This is a genomic window from Nocardia sp. NPDC003693 (assembly GCF_053981095.1).
Genome location: NZ_JBSFNO010000019.1, coordinates 87,868 through 107,278 on the forward strand (window position 1 = coordinate 87,868; position 19,411 = coordinate 107,278).

Annotated in this window: 20 protein-coding genes; 9 read left to right on the forward strand and 11 right to left on the reverse strand. The window is 66.7% G+C overall.

Annotated features, from left to right (window positions below):
* Positions 1 to 58: 58 nt before the first annotated feature.
* Positions 59 to 1,516, forward strand: coding sequence for a short-chain fatty acyl-CoA regulator family protein (locus tag ACWDOP_RS21575; protein ID WP_456346499.1), 1,458 nt, complete (start codon positions 59 to 61; stop codon positions 1,514 to 1,516).
* A gap of 78 nt (positions 1,517 to 1,594) precedes the next feature.
* Here ACWDOP_RS21575 and ACWDOP_RS21580 read toward each other — a convergent pair whose 3' ends face one another.
* On the reverse strand, positions 1,595 to 3,100 hold the full coding sequence (locus ACWDOP_RS21580; protein ID WP_456346500.1) for an alpha/beta hydrolase: 1,506 nt from the start codon (positions 3,098 to 3,100) through the stop codon (positions 1,595 to 1,597).
* 154 nt (positions 3,101 to 3,254) lie between these two features.
* Between ACWDOP_RS21580 and ACWDOP_RS21585 the strand changes: the two genes are divergently transcribed.
* The 6 genes from ACWDOP_RS21585 to ACWDOP_RS21610 all read left to right on the forward strand — a co-directional run bounded on the left by ACWDOP_RS21585 (position 3,255) and on the right by ACWDOP_RS21610 (position 8,941).
* The gene (locus ACWDOP_RS21585) at positions 3,255 to 4,439 is read left to right on the forward strand and encodes a sensor histidine kinase (protein WP_456346501.1); all 1,185 of its coding nucleotides are present in this window, start codon (positions 3,255 to 3,257) and stop codon (positions 4,437 to 4,439) included.
* Complete coding sequence (locus ACWDOP_RS21590; protein ID WP_456346502.1) at positions 4,440 to 5,117, forward strand: response regulator transcription factor; 678 nt, start codon at positions 4,440 to 4,442, stop codon at positions 5,115 to 5,117. It begins immediately after the preceding gene.
* Positions 5,118 to 5,507: 390 nt separating this feature from the next.
* The gene (locus ACWDOP_RS21595; RefSeq protein WP_456346503.1) at positions 5,508 to 6,086 is read left to right on the forward strand and encodes a DUF7691 family protein; all 579 of its coding nucleotides are present in this window, start codon (positions 5,508 to 5,510) and stop codon (positions 6,084 to 6,086) included.
* Positions 6,087 to 6,242: 156 nt separating this feature from the next.
* Entirely contained in the window at positions 6,243 to 6,764 is a 522-nt protein-coding gene (locus tag ACWDOP_RS21600) for a hypothetical protein (protein WP_456346504.1), read from the forward strand.
* Positions 6,765 to 6,983: 219 nt separating this feature from the next.
* A complete protein-coding gene (locus tag ACWDOP_RS21605; protein ID WP_456346505.1) occupies positions 6,984 to 7,532 on the forward strand; it encodes a hypothetical protein in 549 nt (182 codons plus the stop codon).
* A gap of 212 nt (positions 7,533 to 7,744) precedes the next feature.
* Positions 7,745 to 8,941 carry a hypothetical protein gene (locus ACWDOP_RS21610; protein WP_456346506.1) on the forward strand — a complete coding sequence of 399 codons (1,197 nt, stop codon included), beginning with the start codon at positions 7,745 to 7,747 and terminating at the stop codon, positions 8,939 to 8,941.
* 88 nt (positions 8,942 to 9,029) lie between these two features.
* On the opposite strand, the gene ACWDOP_RS21615 is transcribed toward ACWDOP_RS21610, so the two are convergent.
* The 3 genes from ACWDOP_RS21615 to ACWDOP_RS21625 all read right to left on the reverse strand — a co-directional run bounded on the left by ACWDOP_RS21615 (position 9,030) and on the right by ACWDOP_RS21625 (position 10,939).
* Positions 9,030 to 9,536, reverse strand: a complete 507-nt coding sequence (locus ACWDOP_RS21615) for a hypothetical protein (protein WP_456346507.1) — start codon at positions 9,534 to 9,536, stop codon at positions 9,030 to 9,032.
* Between the two features lie 298 nt (positions 9,537 to 9,834).
* Positions 9,835 to 10,044, reverse strand: a complete 210-nt coding sequence (locus ACWDOP_RS21620) for a DUF397 domain-containing protein (protein WP_456346508.1) — start codon at positions 10,042 to 10,044, stop codon at positions 9,835 to 9,837.
* On the reverse strand, positions 10,034 to 10,939 hold the full coding sequence (locus ACWDOP_RS21625; protein ID WP_456346509.1) for a helix-turn-helix domain-containing protein: 906 nt from the start codon (positions 10,937 to 10,939) through the stop codon (positions 10,034 to 10,036). Before ACWDOP_RS21625 ends, ACWDOP_RS21620 begins: the two co-directional genes overlap by 11 nt.
* 203 nt (positions 10,940 to 11,142) lie before the next feature.
* Here ACWDOP_RS21625 and ACWDOP_RS21630 point away from each other — a divergent pair, with 203 nt between their 5' ends.
* Positions 11,143 to 11,478, forward strand: a complete 336-nt coding sequence (locus ACWDOP_RS21630) for a hypothetical protein (RefSeq protein ID WP_456346510.1) — start codon at positions 11,143 to 11,145, stop codon at positions 11,476 to 11,478.
* Between the two features lie 156 nt (positions 11,479 to 11,634).
* Here ACWDOP_RS21630 and ACWDOP_RS21635 read toward each other — a convergent pair whose 3' ends face one another.
* The 7 genes from ACWDOP_RS21635 to ACWDOP_RS21665 form a co-directional block, all read right to left on the reverse strand.
* The gene (locus ACWDOP_RS21635; protein WP_456346511.1) at positions 11,635 to 12,489 is read right to left on the reverse strand and encodes a thioesterase family protein; all 855 of its coding nucleotides are present in this window, start codon (positions 12,487 to 12,489) and stop codon (positions 11,635 to 11,637) included.
* A gap of 143 nt (positions 12,490 to 12,632) precedes the next feature.
* Complete coding sequence (locus ACWDOP_RS21640; RefSeq protein WP_456346512.1) at positions 12,633 to 13,412, reverse strand: MerR family transcriptional regulator; 780 nt, start codon at positions 13,410 to 13,412, stop codon at positions 12,633 to 12,635.
* A 107-nt stretch (positions 13,413 to 13,519) separates the two neighbouring features.
* Positions 13,520 to 15,043 carry a flavin-containing monooxygenase gene (locus ACWDOP_RS21645; RefSeq protein ID WP_456346513.1) on the reverse strand — a complete coding sequence of 508 codons (1,524 nt, stop codon included), beginning with the start codon at positions 15,041 to 15,043 and terminating at the stop codon, positions 13,520 to 13,522.
* The gene (locus ACWDOP_RS21650) at positions 15,043 to 15,963 is read right to left on the reverse strand and encodes a ferritin-like domain-containing protein (protein ID WP_454205336.1); all 921 of its coding nucleotides are present in this window, start codon (positions 15,961 to 15,963) and stop codon (positions 15,043 to 15,045) included. Before ACWDOP_RS21650 ends, ACWDOP_RS21645 begins: the two co-directional genes overlap by 1 nt.
* 1 nt (position 15,964) lies before the next feature.
* Positions 15,965 to 16,870 carry an SDR family NAD(P)-dependent oxidoreductase gene (locus ACWDOP_RS21655; protein ID WP_454205337.1) on the reverse strand — a complete coding sequence of 302 codons (906 nt, stop codon included), beginning with the start codon at positions 16,868 to 16,870 and terminating at the stop codon, positions 15,965 to 15,967.
* Between the two features lie 2 nt (positions 16,871 to 16,872).
* Entirely contained in the window at positions 16,873 to 17,865 is a 993-nt protein-coding gene (locus ACWDOP_RS21660) for an alpha/beta hydrolase (RefSeq protein ID WP_456346514.1), read from the reverse strand.
* Positions 17,866 to 17,980: 115 nt separating this feature from the next.
* The gene (locus tag ACWDOP_RS21665) at positions 17,981 to 18,319 is read right to left on the reverse strand and encodes a hypothetical protein (RefSeq protein WP_456346515.1); all 339 of its coding nucleotides are present in this window, start codon (positions 18,317 to 18,319) and stop codon (positions 17,981 to 17,983) included.
* 237 nt (positions 18,320 to 18,556) lie between these two features.
* Here ACWDOP_RS21665 and ACWDOP_RS21670 point away from each other — a divergent pair, with 237 nt between their 5' ends.
* Entirely contained in the window at positions 18,557 to 19,300 is a 744-nt protein-coding gene (locus ACWDOP_RS21670) for an MmyB family transcriptional regulator (RefSeq protein WP_456346516.1), read from the forward strand.
* The last annotated feature ends 111 nt before the right edge of the window (positions 19,301 to 19,411 follow it).

Consider the following 19,411-nt stretch of genomic DNA (forward strand, 5'->3'; position numbering starts at 1 on the left):
GAAGCGGGGCTGTGAAACTGTGAAAGTTGTAAAAGTGTGTGTTGCTAGATTGGGCGGCATGCAGAAGATGTATGCGGGCGGGCGGTTGCGCACGTTGCGAGAGCAGCGCGGCCTGTCGCAGTCCGCCATGGCCAAGACCTTGGGGCTATCGGTCAGCTACATCAATCAGCTCGAGCACGACCAGCGTCCGCTGACCGTCCCGGTGCTGCTGCGGCTCAACTCCACCTTCGATCTGGACATGGGGTTCTTCGCCGCCGACACCGACGCCCGGCTGATCGCCGCGCTGCACGATGTGTTCGCCGACGACTCCGGGATGACGCTGGGCCTCGAGGGCACCGACGGTCCGGGGATCACCACGGCGGAGATCGACGACCTGGTGGCCCGCGTTCCCGCGGCCGCGCACATGCTGGTCGGGCTGCATCGCCGGCTGCGCGGGGCGACCGAGCAGATCGAGCGCATGTCGGCCGGAATGGACGGCGGGACAACCGATCCCACGGTGTCGCGGCCCTACGAGGATGTCCGCGATTACTTCTACGACCGGCGCAATCACATACCCGACTTCGACGCCGCCGCCGAAGAGCTGTTCGCGCGCAACGGTTTGACGATCGGCGGGCTGGATCTGCAGCTGACGCGGATACTGCGGGAACAGCACGGGGTCGCGGTCATGATCCGCACGGACGATCCGGACGCGCCCGGCCCCAAGCGCAGTTACGACCCGAACGATCGCCTGCTGGTACTGGCCCGCCGACTCTCCCCCGGCCAGCGCGCCTTCCAATTGGCAACGCAGCTGGCGTTTCTCACCCAATCCGCGACGATGTCCGCACTCATAGACGCGGCGGAGTCGGTCCCCGAACGCTCACAGGGCGTCCTGCGGATCGGTTTGGCGAACTACTTCGCCGGTGCCTTGATCCTGCCGTACCGGCAATTCCGCGATGCGGCGGAATCCCTGCGCTACGACATCGAGTTGCTGTCCTCGAAGTTCGAGGTCGGCTTCGAGACCGTCTGCCACCGCCTCTCAACCCTGCAGCGCCCGGGCGAACGCGGCGTGCCGTTCTTCTTCGTCCGCACCGACAGGGCGGGCAATATCTCGAAACGCCAGTCCGCCACCGCTTTCCACTTCTCCCGGGTAGGCGGCAGCTGCCCCCTGTGGGTGGTACACGAGGCGTTCTCGACCCCCGGCCGGATCCGCACCCAGATCGCCCAGATGCCCGACGGCCGCAATTACCTGTGGCTGGCCCGCACGACCGACGAGAACACCCCCGGATACCTCTCCCCCAAAAGGGAGTTCGCGATCGGCCTGGGCTGCGACCTGGCCTACGCCCACAAACTGGTCTACTCCCACAGCCTGCCGATCGACGATCCCCACTCGGCCGTGCCCATCGGCGCAGGCTGCAAGGTCTGCGAACGCGCCGACTGCGGCCAGCGCGCCTTCCCCCAACTGGGCAGGCCCGTACAGGTAGACGACAACCACGCCTTCCCCACCCCGTACGCGCCGATGCCTCTGTCCGAGGCCTAACTCGTTGCGGCGGTGCCGGATCGACTTCTCCGCACTAGACGAGCGGGAGAGCCGAACCGTGCCGCCCCGACACCAGCGCTAACCCGCCTGACACGTCAGGTCGTTCTCCGGCATCGCACCCTCCACCAGGTACCCGGTGACAACCTCGGTCGCACAGCGGTTCTCGCCGAGAACGTACGCCCCGTGGCCGCTTCCGTCGACGGTCACCAAACGTGAACGCTCACCGAACTTTTCGTCGAGCAGCTCGCCGCCGCGGCGCGGGGTGACCGGGTCGTGCCGGTTCTGCACGATCAGTACGTCGGCCGGACCGGTGTTGTCGATCCGCACCGGTGGCTCGGACGGGCCGAGCTTCCAGTAGGCGCAGGGCATCACGTTCGCGGCGGCGGCGCCGTAGAGCGGGTAGCGTTCCCGGTCCTCGGCGACGGCACGGTGGTAGGTCCGGACATCCTCGCGCCACTCGACATCGTTGCAGGTGACGGCGAGAAAGACCGTCCAGGCGTTATCGGTCGGCGCGGGTGCTCCGGTACCGGGTGGGCGGCCGCCCTCGGGTCCCGGACGTCCGGTTTCCAGCAGTGTTTTCCAGCTCTCGGCCGTCGGCGCGTACAGCGTCGAGCGATAGAGCGTGAAGAAGGCGCCGAACCGAAAGAGGCTGCCGTCCAACCCATCCACCGGATTCGCGTCGAGCCGCTCGGCGAGGGTGAGGTACGTCCCCCGCACTTCCTCGGGGGTGCGGCCCAGGCCGTAGGTGTCGTGGCGCGCGGCGGCCCACACGGCGAAGTCGGGGAACGTCTCCTCCATGCCGAGGCCGTACAGGCGCATCCCGTCGTGGTCGAGATAGGTGTTGCCGATGTTGCTGTCGAGAACTATGCGGTCGGCCCGCTCCGGGAACATCGAGGCGTAGGCGGCGCCGAGCGCGGTCCCGTAGGAATAGCCGAGGAAGCTGGCCTTCTCCTCACCCAGCGCCGCCCTGATCCGGTCCAGATCGCGGGCCATGTTCGCCGTCGATATGTACCGCAACCGGCCCTCGCGGTCATTGGCCGCACACTGCTCGGCGACGCCCTGCGCGACCGCGGCCCGCTCGGTGACCGCCGCGTCGTTCGCCGCGTACGGCGGGATGTTGCCGAAATACGTTTGGTCGTCGGTGAATCCGCAGCTCACCGCCGCCGAATGCCCGACGCCGCGGGTATCCATGCCGATCACGTCGTAGCTGTCCAGCACGTCGGCGGGCAGTCCCTGCGCGGCCAGGAACGCGGGCTGATCCAGTCCCGAGCCGCCCGGACCACCGGGGTTGAGCAGCAACACCCCGCGCCGCTTGCCGGGATTCCCGCTCGCCAGCCGGGAGATCATGATCTCGATCCGCTCGCCGTCGGGTTCGCTGTAGTTCAGGGGCACCGGCACGGTGGCGCACTGCAGTCGAGCGGGTCCCGACGCGGGATCCTCGACGCCCTCCGGACACGCGCCCCAACGCACCTGCGCCGCCGGGTCTTCGGTCGGCCGGGCGGTCACGACGAGGGTCCCCACCAGCGCCGCGGCGAGCGCGAGTACGGCCAGCAGGCTCAGATTTCGAAACTGTTGTCGACTCATACGGCAAGTCTTTCGCGCAGGCTCGGCCCGCACATCGCTCCGGCGAGGGGCCCGGTGTTCGACGAAAGTCGAGGTGGCTGTCCGACCCGAGTCGCATGGCGTATCGGCCGCTGGGCTGCTGCTTCCGGCAGGTGGGTGTCGCGATAATGGCCCGATGGACACCGTCGGCGCGCCTCGGCTCGGGGCATGGCAGCAGACCTGGCGGCTGGCGGCGGCCGCGATAATCGGCACGGTCTTCTGGTTCTCGGTCGCCACGGCGCTGCCGGTGGGTTGTGCGGCCGATACCTGCTCCTGGTTCATCACCGGTGATCCGCTGATCGCCCTCGGCTGCCTGACGCTGCTGCTATGGCGGCGGCGCTTTCCGTTCACCGTCGCACTGGTGGTCGCGATCGCCTCGGCCGCATCGGCATTGGCCACCGGTGCGGCGCTGCTGGCCCTGTGCTCGCTCGCCACTCGCCGCCGCCCGGCCGAGCTAGGAGTGGTCGTGCTTGCGTATGTGGCCGCGGCGCAGTTCAGCGAACACCTCTACCCCCTCGACACGCCACCGGTCCCGATCTGGCTCTCACTCGCGCTGCCGGCGGCGAGCGCGGGGATCGCGGTGGCGACCGGTGTGGCCATCGACGCCCGGCGCTCGGAACTGCGGTCGCTGCGAGACCGTGCCCACAGCGCGGAGCGCGAACAGGTCGCCCGTACGGCCCAGGCACAGGCCACCGAACGCAACCGCATCGCCCGGGAAATGCACGATGTGCTCGCGCACCGAATCTCGCTGATAGCCATGCAGGCCGGGGTCCTGGAACACCGCGACGACCTCGCGGACACGGACAAGCGCACGCTGGTCCGCGGGATCGCCGACGGCTCTCGCCAAGCGCTGGAGGAACTTCGGGACGTCCTCGGCGTTCTTCGCGCCGACACCGACCGCCCCGAACCACCGCAACCCACACTGGATCGGATCCCGGATCTGGTGGCCGATGCTCGCTCGTCGGGTTTGGATGTCACGCTCGACAGCACGGTGACGGCTGCTGCGCCCGAAACCCTTGGGCGGACCGGGTATCGGGTGGTTCAGGAAGGGCTGACCAACGCCGCGAAACACGCCCCGGCCGCAGCGGTACACATCACTGTCGCAGGCACCCCCGGCAGGGAATTGCACGTCAGCGTCCGAAACTTGGCGGCCGCCGCGCCTGTCTCCCGGCCACCGGCGTCGGGTTTCGGTCTACTGGGCCTAGCCGAACGGATCTCCCTAGCCGGTGGAAGACTCGACCACCACCGCACTTCCGACGACGGGTACGTTCTCACCGCGCACCTTCCCTGGCCGGAGCACGACCGCGAGAAAAGAGCATGAGTGCACAGTGAACAGGCCCCGGTGCGCGTGGTCATCGTCGACGACGACCAGTTGGTCCGGATGGCGCTGCGCCTGGTGATCGACGGCGAACCGGATCTGACCGTTGTCGCCGAGGCCGCCGACGGCGACGCCGCGATCGAGGCGGTCAACGAACACCGTCCCGACGTAGTGCTGATGGATGTTCGGATGCCAGGCCGCGACGGCGTCGACACCACCCGGCACCTGCGCACGATCCCGGCCGCACCGGCGATCCTGATGCTGACCACCTTCGACTCCGACGAGCTGGTACTCGGCGCCCTGCGCGCCGGCGCCCTCGGCTTCGTCCTCAAGGACACCCCACCCGCTCGAATCGCCGACGCGGTACGCAGCGTCGCGGCCGGCGACCCGGTGCTGTCCCCCACGGTCACCGCACGGGTGATCGCCGCGGCCACCGGCCCGGGTTCCGCCGAGGCCCGCGCCGGCTCCCGCGCCGCCGCACGAAAACGCCTGTCCGCCCTGTCCGAACGCGAGCTGGAGACCGCACGAGCCATCGCGGACGGGCTGGGCAACCCGGAGGTCGCGGCCCGGATGCAGGTCACCGTCGCCACGGTGAAGGCGCACACCGGCAACCTGTTCACCAAGCTGGGGGTGACCAATCGGGTGCAGATCGCGCTGTTGGTCCGCGACGCGGAGCAGTGAAACGTGCCTACATGGCCTGTCGGGCAGCCTCTTCCTCCCCGAAGGTGGTTATGCACTGACCGATCCGGTCAGCACGGGAGGCGAAAGATCAACCGGCAGAGCCATGGTGCAGGTCCGCGCCCGGCAGATCCTGACCCAGGAATTCCGCACCGCCACGCAGATCAGGATGTTCTCCAGCTCGCTGATGACCCTCATCGAGCAGCCCGACCGAAGGTGGCTACTCAGCTATCTGGAAGACCAATCAGATTGTTGGACAACGATCTGCCGACACGAATGCCGTTACGAGGTAGTCCTTGAAACGCACCCGAAGGCGGCCTCATTCCCCAAGCCGAACCCTGGGCGTCAACTCAACCAGGTCCAGATGTCATTGGGGCTGAATAGAATTCGAGCGTGTCACATATCTTGCACGTGTATCTGGTCGATCTCGCGGAGATCGAGGCCGTTATCGGGTCCAAGGACGAGGAGTTTCTCGAGCGGCTGCTGGCCGAACTGCCGAACCATGATCCCAGCGAAGGCTGTTGCGAGCCGTGCGATGCCGCCGACTGCGAAGGCGCCGAGTGCGAGGAGTGCTACCGCTGCGAGGACGCGCAGCATCCGCAGGCACTCCAGGCGATCTTCGCCGGCGGGCCGTTCGAAGAGAACCACGCCGATGACTACGTCTCCGCGCTGGAACTGGTCTGCGAGGATCTCGGCCCCTACATCGGTGACGTCAATTTCTGGTTCGGCTACAAGCGACTTCCCGAGGAGATCCTCAGCCTGGCCAGCGACATGGATGGCGACCTGTTTCCCTTCACCGACTCGTGCGGCTGGGGCTCTATCGGCAAGGAAAGCTGCGCCGAACTGCTACCCGAATGGGAAGCCAACGCTGCGGGCCCCGACGACCACGGCGGCTATGCGGACCCCCTCGCCACGTGGTTCCGCCGATCCGTCACCGAGAAAAAGGATCTCATCGGGTTCTGGGCCGGTTAGCGACACCGCCGATGATGTTTCTTCGTCGGCGATCTCGTGGTCGGCGGAATGCTCCGAGGCTGCCCGGCGTCAGATTCTCCATCGAGTATCAATCACCTCGAATCCCGTTGGACTGAAAGGCCGCTGGTGGGAGTACCTATCGACACATTCATCCGAGTGATCAGCGGTGTCGCACTCCTCGCGGGTGCGGTGGCGGTCATTCTCGGCGAAAGCAACCTCGTAGCCGGTGGATGCGCGGTGGCGGCCGCCATCGTCGTCGGCGGCATCTGGCTCCTGATTCGTCGCCCCGAGCACCTCGACGGCCGGGAGATCCGCGGATTCGACATCCTTCCCGTCCACGACTCTCAGTTCGCGCGTTTCCCGGTATCGAAACCACCGGCTCGGGTGTTCTCTGCCGCGATGCGTGCATTGGAAGAAATCCCGCCCCGCACGGTCGAGATCGATTGGGAGAACAGGCGATGCACGGCACTGACCGGATACGGTCTGAGCGGCTACGGTGAAGCCATCCACATCTCGGTCGAGGACGACGGCAACGGTGGATCCGTCATCGACATCCAAAGCGGCCCACCTGGTCCTGCCCGTCCCTCCTCCGCCGGCAGAGACCGCGCCAACGTCTACCGCATCGGTGTTGCTGTGCGCGACATCGGGACTCGGGCCCCGAATGATGAACCAGAGTGACCGACAGCAGCATTGAACCGGACCGGCCGTTTGGGGATGGGACGTCTCGAGTTCTGTTCGCCGGATCACTCAGGTGTGGTTCAGCGGAGTTGAGTTCGGATCCCGGGTCGGAGAAGATCGGTATGACGGCCAGCCGTGGGTCGGTGATGTGACGGGTCGAGTTCGGAGCAATCCCGTGTCGTAGTCGTGCTGAGACCACGCCTGGCCCGGCGGGCATGGGTGGAGATCTGGGTGTTTGAGGAATCGATGAGCGAACAAACGATCTATCCGGGTTCGCGCGCTGTGCAGATCATGTTCGCTGTGCTGTCCCCCATGTGGGCTGCGGCTGCCGTTCTCTTCATCCTGGTTGAGGAGATGGGCCTGCTGCAGCGAATCGTGTACGGCGGAGGCGTTCTCATGATTTCGCTGGGCGCGACTGCGGTTTCGTGGGCAGCGTTGATTCGAAACAAGCCCGAACTCGTCCTCGACCGAGAAGGCCTCCTGATTCCGGAGATGGACAAGATTCTCTGGCACCAGGTAGCCGCGGTCCGGTTACGCAGGATCGGACCTTCGTACACGGTCGAGATCATCCTCAACGAGTGGGCGCCGTGGGAGCCGACAATGCCGTTGGACGGACCTGTGCTCCATGCGACGGCGTCGAATGCTCGGGGCCATAGGGCAATACTCCTATCCCCGGAAAGACTTCACCCCTACTCGGTCGAGGCCATCCTCATCGAGATGCAGCATTACCATCCGAGTCTGATTGTGGCACCGACTGAATCCCGATAGCGCGCAGGCGACACCGTCTCCGGAAAGCCGGAGCTTGTCGCGGTCGAACGAATCGCTGGGCGCGGCTCCCGAACGCCGCACCGTCTGTCGGAGTCGCATTGTAGTGTTGTGTATTGACACGAAATAGGCGTGCTCCGTTCGACTCGGGTTTACTCGACCGGGCCGGGAACGCCGTGCTGGGCCGAGTCCAGCACCGCCACAGAGGATTCGACATGGGCTACCCGGGATACCCACAGCCGCAACCGACCTGGTCTCGGCCTCCGCAACCCACGCCGTCGCTGTGGTGGATCGTCCCGGGTATCGCCGCGATCGTTGCAGGGATCATCTGTGCCTCGATCTTCGGAATCAATGCTCTGGTCCAACTTCCCGACAAGATCGGACAGTTCCAGCGCGTCGAGACACCCGGCTCCGGTCAAATCATGCTGGCCGCGGATCGCGACTACACCATTCATTTCGAATACGCGGGCGCAGGGGAACGACCGCCGGCCGAGGACGTCGCCGTAACCCTGACCGACCCCAACGGCGAACTCGTCCGATTACAGAGCGTCACCTCGACGATGTCCTACGGCATCAACGATGTCGAAGGCCGCGCGGGATATACGTTCCACGCCGATCAAGGCGGAATCTACAGGCTGACAGCCGATTACACGACCGGCGTAACCGTCGCGGTCGGCGAGGGAACCCCCTCGGACGCCTGGCAAGGCATGGGAATCGCAGCGGGCATCGCGGGGACCGGGTTCGTTCTGGGAATGGCCGTCATCGCCACGGTCCTTGTTCGCCGCGCACGCAACCAGACCCAGATCTCGAGTCAGCCGGAACAGTGGGGCTTGGGTCGCTCGCAGACCGCGACCCGAACTCGAGACAGCAATTTCGCGGCAGCAAGCGTGAACTCGTTCCTCACAATCGTGTCCGGCGCTGCGATATCGGCGTGGCTGATTGTGTCGATTCTCGGTGCGAGTGGCTCGGTCGCGGTCGGCTTCGGGGTGCTGGCAGCAGTGGTGGCCGGAACAACCTGGGTACTTGCACGCCGGCTGAAGTCTTCGAATAACGGCACGGTCCACGAGTTCGACATCTTCCCGGTCCGGGGCGCGCAAGTCGCGCGATTCCCAGTGGATTCGGCGCCACATCGAGTGTTCTCGGCGGCCCTGCGCGCGGTGGAGCACCTTCCCACTCGCACGCCCGACATCGATTGGAAGAACCTCCGATGCACCGCCCTCACCGGAACCAGCCTCACCAGTCACGGCTCAACCATCGTCGTCTCGGTCGACAATGACCGAAACGGCCGATCGATCATCAACATCCAGAGCGGACCCGCGTCCGAACAGGAAAGCACGCCGATCGACCAGGACCGCGCCAACGTTCACCACATCGGAATCGCGGTGAACGCCATCATCGGGCAGCGTCCCTAGAGATCGCTGTCCCAGGCCAGGACATGTCCGCTACTGCGAGGCCGAACCGACCGGCGCGGACCGGCGGAAGATCTACCGACAGAGGCGATCAGGGCTGCGGAGCGAAGGACTCGGCCACCTGCATACGGTCGGGATCGAAGGTGGTGGTCAGGGGCGGCCGGCCGTCACGTTGATCGATGCTGATCGTGGTGTTGTCGAGGAACTGGACGTTGGGGCAGCCGGACCTGGTCCGGTTCAAGAGCAGGACCCGGCGTGCGAACAGCCCGTCGGGTTCACGCAGCCAAACCTGGCAGAAGTTGTTCATCATGTAGTCGCCGTACAGGGTGACGGCCTCGACACGGCCGTCGGGGGTGAGTTGGACCTGCACAGTTCGAATGTGGTCCTCGGGGGGCGGCGAGGTGACAAAAAACAGAGTCAGCAACCAAAAAGGGAGCATTACGATGCCGATGAGGGTGGCACAGCCGATCCACAGCTTGATGTGGTTGCGGGCCAGCCGGTGCCCGAAAGCGACATAGACGAGAAACGCGGCTGTCCAACATGCAAGTGTGAACCATAGGCGCAGGGAGTCGAGCCGGTAATAGCGCTGCGGGTCCACTTCCAGGATTGCTGCTCCGGCCCCCAGTAGTGCGAGAACAGCGACAACCCAGATGATTCGCCAGCAACGAAGCGACCGAGATGTCAGACCACGTTCATGCTGGACCGACGAAACAGGTTCTCTGGCTGCCTCTTTCGTCAATGATTGCCCCCTCGCATGGATCGAGCCCGGCTCTCCCTGCCCGGCACACGGCCAGACTATCCGGTTCCAGACTGGACCACTTCGACACCGTTATCGGACAGCGGATACGAAAGGGCGATTCGGCGGGGCTTGTATGTCGACGTGTTCGATCGCGGGACTATTCGGAGGGGGCGAACCCGCTGTTGCCGAGGGCCGTGGTGAATGCCGCCCACTGCGTGGAGCTGAAGATGAGCACGCCGGCCGACGGGTTCTTCGAGTCGCGGACACCTACCGCCTCGGCGGCGAGGAAGGCTACTTCCACGCATTGGCCACCCGACTCGCTGTAGGTGCTCTTGAACCAGTGCGCCTCGGATAGATCAGTGTTCACGCTCGTGCTCCTTCGCTGCGTGCCGCAGCAGATCTCGTGACTCGTTCTCGCCCAGCGCGGTACGCCGAATATCTGACGCCAGGCCATCGTAACGCCGAACCTCATCCACCTTCTCGAGGTAAACATCGCTGCTCGGTCCGCCTTCGAGGTAGACAATCGACGGCTCGATCGAGCGACCGTGCGGATCGGTGCCGAACTCGAGAATGACGAACTGGCCGTGCAGAATCCCCCAGGTCATCCCTGCCGCGAAAGGATGGACTCGGACCGAGACATTCGGACGTTTGCCGAACTCGGCCAAGTGACGGAGCTGGGTAGCCATGACGGCGCGGTTGCCAACTACTCGATGCAACGCCGATTCATGAAGCAGCACTTCGAGTTCGAGAGGCTCGGACTTGCGGGTCACGATGTTCTGGCGCTTCATTCGGAGCTCTACGCGGCGATCTACCTCCTCGGGCAACCCATCTCGATAGAAGGTGCCGATCAGGGCACGCGCATAGTCCTTGGTCTGCAACAGACCGGGGATCTGCTCGTGGTAGATGACCGCTCGGCGCGCCGAGGCTTCCAGCCCGATGTACATGTTGAACTCGTCGCTGAACAATCCCCCGAAGGCGTGAAACCAACTCTTGGCACGGGCCTGTTCGACCAGCTCGACCGCCTGCTTCGCGTCCGCGTCATCGACGCCGTAGACCTCGCACAGGGCGCGGACGTCCTGCTTCTGAATGCGTTGATTCCGTCCGGATTCCAGTCTTTGTAGTGCCGATTTGGAGAGGTCGGCAAGCTTGCCCGCGCCCTCGATCGTCAGCCCATTCCGCTCTCGGTGCTCGCGAAGGAATCGGCCCAGTTGACGCCGGGGCAGCGTGGACGCTGAGTCGCCATGATCATCTGTGGTGGCCATCGGTGAATCCTCGGTTCGGAAACTCGAATCAAGCCGGTTCAGTAGATGGGTCAGTTGTACAGCGAACTCGGGTCGTGTCGTGGGGAAATGGGCCAGTCTAAATCGGTATCCCATTTTGTCCGACCCGCAGCGACGGCACCTGCTGTGCTTGTCCCCACCCACCCATCCACCCCCGCACCACCCGAAACACGGGAGGTCCCACCATGTTCGATCTTTCCGACTCCACCCCCATCTGGGACTTCGGCGCACTGCGCGACGTCGAGATCCGCGCACTCACAGAGGTCATCGAGTGCACCGAGAAACTGCTGCGGCGGATCGAGAGCGACGGCAGCGTCATCGCCGCCTCGCGAGCGGGCATGTACGCCTTGGTAATTCAGGCCGTGCTGGCCAGCGCGCGAGCGGCGGGGTATCACGGGCAGGGCAACCTGGCGTACGCGCCGCTGCTGGACGCGATCCTCGACGGAGCCGATGCCGATCCCTGGGACACCGCCATTTTCGCCGTGCTCGTGCACGATGTCGTCGTCGAATTCGAGCGGTGAGACTGTGCTCGCGCTTTGGATGCTCAGCCTTGTCACCGTGGGTGTGGCCGGATGTCGAGCCGGGATGTGGTGGACCACCGCCACCACTTACGGACGACACTCCGGACACACACCCGCACGAACATCGGCGGTAGCGCAGCACGTACCGCCGGAAGATCAGCCGCGGGCGCGGACCTCGAGAATCTGCAGCACCCGGCCGATCGGTCCGCGCTCGTCGTACAGCTCGGTAGCACACATGCCGACGCCATCCGGGCCGATCGAGGTCTCGACCGCCAGGCCGATCCACTCGCCGACGGGCAGCCGGTAGAGATCGACGGTCAGATCGGTGTTGAGAAACGTGTACTGCGCCGGATCCAGCCGGGCCCCAACGCCATTGGCGACGTCGGCGACCGAGAACACGCGCACGAGGGGGCTGATCTCCTCGCCCTCCACGACGACGCCGCGCGGGCGCACCCACACCCGGCGCGCGCCGCCGGCATCCGGGACCGGGCGCATGTCCACGGTCTTGACGTAGCCGACATCCCAGCCCGGGGGGAACTCCCAGTCGATGGCGTCCAGCTCCGGTACGGGCGGCAGGGCGCGGTCGCCGGACCAGGCGACCGCTTCGGTGTCGCTCGTGCCGATCCGCCAGGCCCGTGCGGTGGCGACCACACGGCGCGAACCGTCGGGCTGGATCGACGCGAGTTCGGCGGCGACCAGTTCCACGCGACGGCCCGGTCGCTCGATCCAGGCCCGGACGTCGATCTCCGCCACCGGGATCGGACCCAGGATCTCCATGGTCAGGCGCGCGATACGGGCGTCCGGCCGGGGCTCGCACTGCTCCACCGCCCGGGCGAGCAGCGCCGAGGGCGGCGCGCCGTGCTGCATGGTCGAGGCCCACACGCTGGTGGTCGACTCGGTCGCGAGCAGGCGGTCGTAACCGTCCGAGACCGCGCCGAGCGGCAGGAAGTACGCCCGCACGGCGTCGTCCGCCGGGGCTTCGGTCTGGGTCGCGTCAGTGGCTCGGGTCACCGCGTCACGGTAGCAACCCCTTCGCCAAGCTAAACGTCCGGCTCGCATTGTGTCGCGGCGTGGATGTCACCGATCCCCCTGGTCGCCGCCTCGGTGGCACCGAACAAGTGAACGCGGCGACCCGCGCGGACGGTGCCTGACGCTCAGGTCTGTTGCCGCTTCTCCGCCCCGCGCTGTTCGGCGGCCGTCTCCAGATACGAGCCGAGTTCCTTCTGCAGGACGCGATCCAGCGCCTGCGCGAGGGTGTTCTGGACCGCGGTCACGCCGAGTTCGCGCAGATGGTTGAGCATCTTCGTGAGCGCCGCGGTTTCGGCGTCGGTGTCCGGGAGCCAGCCCGGGCCGTGGTCGGCGACTATCTGATCCTTCGCGGCGGTCACCATGAGCCGGGCAATGTCGTCGACCCGCTGCCCGACCTCGGCGTACACGTCGATGAGGCCGTCGAGTCCATAGCCGTACCCGTGCAACGCCGCGAAGGTCGCGAGCAGCTCGGGCTGGGTGAACTCGACGATGTCCGCGTGTGAGCGGATCAACCCCAGGTTCTCGAGCCGCTCGAGCTCGGCCCCGGTCACCGGGGCCGACTCCGCGTCACCCAGGAACGTATCCACCAGCTCGCGCGGAACCTCCAGCGGCGCTTCGGATTTCCCCCAGGTAGCCGTAACCGCCTGTTGCAGCCCGAGCACCTCGGTGAGATCCTTGCCGGTCTCCCAGCTGGTGATGAAGTCCGCGATGTGCGCGGAGGTGAAGCCGCGTTGCAGCAGCGCGTCGATGATGCGCAACCGCCCCAGGTGCGACTCGTCGTAGATGAGGGCGCGCCCGCTGCGCCGGGTGGGCGTGGGCAGCAGGCCGCGTTCCTGGTACGCGCGCACGTTGCGGGTGGTCATGCCCGCGGCCTGGGCGAGATCGTCGATGCGGTACTCCGCCATCCTGTGCTCGCCCTCCCTGTCGCGCGGTTGCCGATCGACCGGGCGCGGCGTCCGCTCCGCGGTGCGCGGAAGCATCGCGGAGACGGACGGCACGCCTGGTGACGACATTAGCCGAGCGGCACCGAGATTCCGTGCCCGGCACTCGGCGCCCGGGCGGCGTCGCGCGGAGTCAGGACGAAATCGTCCGGCTCCACCCGGGACAGCTGGCGCACGAACTGGGTGCCGAAGCCGGGGAACATGGTCGAGTTGAACCCGTCCTCGGTGAGATACCAGCTGCGGCAGCCCGAGTTCCAGGTGGTGGCGCCCAGGCGCCGCTGGATGCGGGTGTTGTAGCGGTCCTGCCGATCGCGCCGGACCTCGAGCATGCGCAGATCCCGCTTCAGCAGCAGCGCGATCGCGTCGGTCAGGTACTCGATCTGGGCTTCCATGTAGACCAGCGCAGAGTTGTGCCCCGGCCCCGAGTTCGGCCCGAAGGTCAGGAACAGGTTCGGGTAGCCGGCGACGGTGACGCTCTTGTACGCGTACGCGCCCCGGCTCCACTCCTCGCCCAGCACCCGCCCTTCGCGCCCCGTAATAGGAATGGGCGCACCGGCTTTGGATACATCGAAACCGGTGGCGAACACGATGCAGTCGGCCTGATGCTCGATGCCCTCGGCGGTGCGGATGCCGTTGGGCGAGAGCTGCGCGATGGGCCAGGTGATGAGCTTGCAGTTCTCACGCTGCAGCGCCGGGTAGTAGTCGTTGCTGATCAGCAGCCGCTTGCACCCGGCCCGGAAGTCCGGGGTGAGCTGCCGCCGCAGCCACGGATCCCGCACCTGGGATCGCAAGTGCGCCAGTGCGACCGACTCCACCACGCGCGTCAGCGGCGAGGTCCACACCACGCCGAGCGCCACCGATTCGTGGCCCCAGAACCACGCGTCGCGCGCCAGCTTCTGGGTCAGCGGCGCCTGCCGGTACAGCTGTTTGGTCACCGCGTTGGTGCGCAGGTTCACCCGGGGCAGCACCCACCCCGGGGTGCGCTGGAACACCTTGACCGAGGCGGCCGACTTCACCAGCTCCGGAATGATCTGCACCGCACTCGCGCCGGTGCCGATGACCGCCACCTTCTTGCCGGCGAAGTCGTAGTCGTGATCCCAGCGGGCACTGTGGATCTTGTGCCCCTCGTAACCGTCGATGCCCGGCATCTTCGGGAAGCTGGCGTTCGACAGCGGTCCCGACGCCACGATGACCGTGCGCGCCTTGACCTTTCGCCGACCGGCGCCGAAGGAGATGTCCCACAGACCGCTGGTCTCGTCGAACACCATCCCGGTCACGGTGTGCCCGAAGCGAATGTAGGGGCGGATCCCGAACTTCTCGACCATGGACTCGATGTAGCCCAGGATCTCACCGCTGCCGGAGTAGGTGTGGGACCAGTCGGGGTTCGGGGCGAACCCGAACGAGTACAGCCGCGACGGGATGTCGCAGGCCGCTCCCGGATAGGTGTTGTCCCGCCAGGTCCCGCCGACCCGAGCATCGCGCTCGAAGATCGCGAAGTCGGTGATGCCCTTCTGCCGCAGGCGGATCGCCGCACCGATACCGGCGAAGCCCGCGCCGATGACGGCCACGTCCAGCGGCTTGGTCACGGTCGCCATCACGCGACCGGCTCGTAGGTGAGTTCCTTGGACCAGGTGGGCGCGGCGCCCAGGAAGCGCTCCGGAATCCGCGCGGTCACCTTGACCATGGCATCGGCGAACAGGTGGTAGGGATGATCGCGGTTGATCACCCAGCCGCTGTGCATCTTGACGATGCGGTACATGGGCACCCGGTTCGCGATCGGGGTGCGCTCGCCCACCGCCTTGAACTTGCGCATGGCCGCGTAGAGCTTCTCCTCGTCCACGCCCATCTCGACGATGTTGTCGCGCATCTTGTTCAGCAGCGGCACGTAGCTGAGCACACCGATCAGGAACGACGGCTTGACCCAGCCGCCGACCAGTTCCGCGGCGAGCTTGCGCGCGGTGGCGTGCCCGAGCAGCTCCATGACCGCGTAATCGGTGGCCAGGTGCCGGGATTCGTCGTTGTTGATCCGCTTGAACACCTCCTGCGCGACCGGATCCTCGATCTCGTCGGTGATGAACTTGATCAGCGCGCCGTCCAGCGCCACCTCGAGCATGGGAATCACGGTGCCCAGGAACGAGAGCGACATGTCGTCGGCGTGCTTGTCCAGGAAGTCGATCACCAGCTTCACGTTGATGTTCGGCTCCGGGATCTCGTCCCCGTCGAGCATGCCCCAGCGCCGCATGAGCGCCAGTTCGGCGTTGGCGTGCCGCTGTTCCTCGGCGTGGAAGTACCGGTAGATCTGCTTGAGGGTCTCGGTGGGGGCCTTCTGCGCCATGGCCGCGAATCCGCGCGCGCCCACGTTCTCGATCCACATCAGATCGGCCATGAAGGGCTTGAGCTTGGCGTGCAGGTCCGGGGCGATGAGCTCGGCGCCCGGTGCGTCCCAGTCGATGTCGGCCAGCGCCCACTGCTTGGCCTCGATCATGCTCAGCATCTTGTCGAAGTCGAAGGACATGTCAGACTCCCGTCTTTTCCGTGCCAATCCCGCCGGTGGCCGGGGCGGGCGAATTTTCTTGGGGCAGTACTCGATTGAGTACGCCGAGACCGTGCGCGTAGAGCGCCGGGAAGTGCCGTTTGAGCAGCCACACCGCGTGCGCGTCGAGCTGGGGCAGCACGTAGAGCCGGCCGTGATCGTGCGAGTCGAGGGTGGTGCGGGCGACGCGCTCGGGCGAGAACCCGGTCCAGCGCATGAGTTCGGCGGCCAGACGCGAGGCGCCCGAGCCGATGCGCCCGTCCCGCACCACATTGGTCCGCACGAAGGTCGGGCACAGCACGGTCACCGCGACCCCGCTGCCGGACAGCTCCGCGGCCAGGGTCTCCGACAGTGACATCACCCCGGCCTTGGACACGTTGTAGACCGCCATGCCCGGGGCCGCGGCGAAGCCCGCCGCCGAGGCGACATTGATGATCCCGCCGCGCCCGGCGGCGCGCAGCTGCGGGGCGAAGATCTCGCAGCCGTGCACCACGCCCCACAGGTTGATGCCCATCGCCCACTGCCAGTCGTCGAATCCGATCTCGCCCACCGGCTTTCCGCCGATGCCGACGCCGGCGTTGTTGACGACCAGGGTCGGCGGTCCGCCGAAGATGAGTTCGGCGTGCAGGGCCAGGCTCTCCACGTCCGCCCGGCGCGATACGTCGCAGAACACCGCGTGCGCGGGACGACCGTAGGTGCGCTCGATCAGGCGGGCGGTCTCGTCGGCCCGATCCTTGTCGATGTCGGCGCACACCACTTCCCCACCGCGCGCGGCGATTTCGAGGGCGAAGGCGCGTCCGATACCGCTGCCCGCGCCGGTGACGACGGCCTTGGCCGCGTGCGAGCGCCGGTCGCCGAACACCGGCAGCAGCCCGTCCAGAATTCCCATGGTCAGCTCACTTTCGCGGGAGCGGCGTCCGCGAGCGCGGACGCGATGAAGTCGCGGGTACGCCGCAGTGCCGGAACGGCTTCGGGTACCAGCAGCGGCAGCGCCTGGAAGACGTGGATACGCCCCGGCCACAGTTCGAGGTCGCAGCGCACCCCGGCGGCGACCGCCATGTCGCGCAGCAGCCTGGCGTCGTCGGCGAGCATCTCGCCCGCACTGGCCTGCACCAGCAGCGGCGGGAGCGCCGAGCCGGGTGCGATGTCCAGGCGCAGGCGCGGTGAATCCGCCCGCTGCCCTTGCGTGTACAGCTCGATCAGGCGGCGACCGGTCCGCGCGGGCGCCATCGGATCGGGCAGTGCGCGATCGCGGCTCTCGGCCAGGGTGAGGGTGAGATCCATGAGCGGGGAGAACATGAACACGCCCGCGGGCTGCGCGATGCCCGCGCGCTGGTTCTGCAGTAGCAGGTCCAGTGCCAGGTGCCCGCCCGCGGAGTCACCGCCGATCACCAGATTCTCTGGCCGGAAGCCGCTGTCCAGGAGCCAGCGGTAGCCGGCGTCGATGTCGTCGGCCGCGGCCGGGAAGCGATGTTCGGGGGCCAGCCGGTAGTCGACGAGGAAGACCGGCAGCCCGGTCAGCTTCGACAGCCGCGACGCCAGGCCGCGATGGGTGCGCGCCGAGCACACCACGTATCCGCTGCCGTGGATGTAGTAGATGGCCCGCTCGCCCCGGGCGACGCCGGCGGCCCGCACCCACTCCCCGCGCACCCCGCCGACGCGCACCGCGTCCACCCGGGTGCCCGGCAGCGGTGGCCCGAAAGCCGCCATGACGCCGGCGATGAGCCCGCGTCCAGCCTGGATGCCGACCCGATTGCGCGGCAGCAAACCGTTGATCCGTCGCAGGCCGGCCACCGACGCGTGTGCCGCGAGTCGTGCCTGCCGCGAGGCCGTCTCGGGTACCACCGCCGATACAAAGGTCGCCTTTGACCCTGTTCTCGTCATACTTCAGACAATCATTGATCAATGCGCCATTTGTCAATGGCACATTGATTACGGATTGTCGTGCCCGGTCACGACCGGGCCGCTGTCCGCGGCCGGACAGCGGCCGATCCGGGCGCTAGATCGCGCGGCGGCGCACCCGGATGACGTTCGCGAAATAGAGCAGGAAGCCGCCGGTCAGCGCGAGCAACACCGCGATGAGGACGTCGCCGTGCGCGGCCAGCACTCCGGCCGCGCCCAGGCTCAGCGTGCCGAGCAGCGCGAGCAGCACCTCACCCCCGGGTGCGCCGTCATCGGGCCGCGGACCGCGCCGCCGCTCGACCGGATTCGAGACCGGCTGTGCGACAAGGGCTCCCGGCGGCGGGACCAGCCATTGCGGCATCATCGGCACGGGATCGCTCGGCCCGTGGTGGGTGACACCGGATCCGGCGCCGAGCTTGTGAACCCTTCGAGCCATCGAACTTACCTCGCAGCACAAGAACACGTTCCCAACAGCAAGTCCCCAGTAAATCACCCAGCTCCGGCTCTGTCGGGCGTCGCACGAAAGATCACTTTTGCGAAAAAGCCGAAGATCTCCCGCGTACGAGCCCGGCAACCGTCCGGCGACTCCCCGATGCGAGCCGGACCCGCCCGGACGGTAGTTTGTCGGGAAAGCAACGGTATGGGGGGTAGTGAGTTCTCGGAGGTAGTGCGAATGGTCGAGCCCCATATGACCATTGCCGGTTACCTGCGCGAACGCCGCGAGGCCTCCCGGTTGACCCGCACCGAGCTGGCGCGCATCGCCGGCGTCTCCGAGGGCCTGATCCAGAAGCTCGAGCAGGGCACCCGCCCGCCGACCCACACCACCCTGAGCGCGCTCTTCGACGCGCTGAGCGTTCCGCAAATGTATCGGGACTACGCGAACACCGTCCTGCAGCCGGAGCTGACAGCCATCGCCAACGAACACTCCGCACCCGATGCCGCCGAGCTGCGATTCCTGAACGGCCTCCCCGCCCCGGCCTGCTATCTGACCGCGCTGGCGCTGGACCTGCTGGCCGTCAACGAACCCTTCAGGCGGACATTCCCGGGGCTCGAACCCGGCATGAACATCATCGCGTACACGCTGCTGGATCCGCGCGCCCGCCGGGTGCTGCAGGACTGGGAGCGCGAGGCGCACATCCTGGTGCAGTCCTTCCGGCACATGGCGCCCGGCGTCGCCGATCCGAGGCGGATCGAGGAGATCAAACGCGAGTGCGCCCGCTCACCGGACTTCGAACGGCTGTGGAGCACCGACATCCCGCCGACGGCCTTCGAATGGCGGCCCATGACCATTCGCCCGCTCGCGGGCGGGGACTGGCGCCAGGTGCACGTGCGCATCTTCGTCGGCGAACAACCGCACCGGGGGCGCTGGATGTACACCCTGCTGCCGGACCCCGGCGAGGGTAGTCCGCAGCCGTAATCCGTAGCGGTACAAAAGATTTGGACGGGTACGGTGTTCGATGAAGGGGATACCGAACACCGCCCCCGCATCGGAAAGGATAGCCCCAACTCGCGCATTCGTCAGGTCGGG

What these genes read in the sequence shown, in the direction of transcription:
- ACWDOP_RS21665 (WP_456346515.1), bottom strand. Translation starts at nt 18,319, where the DNA reads ATGGCTCGAAGGGTTCACAAGCTCGGCGCCGGATCCGGTGTCACCCAC.
- ACWDOP_RS21625 (WP_456346509.1), bottom strand. Translation starts at nt 10,939, where the DNA reads ATGGCCACCACAGATGATCATGGCGACTCAGCGTCCACGCTGCCCCGG.
- ACWDOP_RS21650 (WP_454205336.1), bottom strand. Translation starts at nt 15,963, where the DNA reads ATGTCCTTCGACTTCGACAAGATGCTGAGCATGATCGAGGCCAAGCAG.
- ACWDOP_RS21640 (WP_456346512.1), bottom strand. Translation starts at nt 13,412, where the DNA reads ATGGCGGAGTACCGCATCGACGATCTCGCCCAGGCCGCGGGCATGACC.
- ACWDOP_RS21580 (WP_456346500.1), bottom strand. Translation starts at nt 3,100, where the DNA reads ATGAGTCGACAACAGTTTCGAAATCTGAGCCTGCTGGCCGTACTCGCG.
- ACWDOP_RS21585 (WP_456346501.1), top strand. Translation starts at nt 3,255, where the DNA reads ATGGACACCGTCGGCGCGCCTCGGCTCGGGGCATGGCAGCAGACCTGG.
- ACWDOP_RS21630 (WP_456346510.1), top strand. Translation starts at nt 11,143, where the DNA reads ATGTTCGATCTTTCCGACTCCACCCCCATCTGGGACTTCGGCGCACTG.
- ACWDOP_RS21645 (WP_456346513.1), bottom strand. Translation starts at nt 15,043, where the DNA reads ATGGCGACCGTGACCAAGCCGCTGGACGTGGCCGTCATCGGCGCGGGC.
- ACWDOP_RS21655 (WP_454205337.1), bottom strand. Translation starts at nt 16,870, where the DNA reads ATGGGAATTCTGGACGGGCTGCTGCCGGTGTTCGGCGACCGGCGCTCG.
- ACWDOP_RS21670 (WP_456346516.1), top strand. Translation starts at nt 18,557, where the DNA reads ATGGTCGAGCCCCATATGACCATTGCCGGTTACCTGCGCGAACGCCGC.
- ACWDOP_RS21660 (WP_456346514.1), bottom strand. Translation starts at nt 17,865, where the DNA reads ATGACGAGAACAGGGTCAAAGGCGACCTTTGTATCGGCGGTGGTACCC.
- ACWDOP_RS21610 (WP_456346506.1), top strand. Translation starts at nt 7,745, where the DNA reads ATGGGCTACCCGGGATACCCACAGCCGCAACCGACCTGGTCTCGGCCT.
- ACWDOP_RS21575 (WP_456346499.1), top strand. Translation starts at nt 59, where the DNA reads ATGCAGAAGATGTATGCGGGCGGGCGGTTGCGCACGTTGCGAGAGCAG.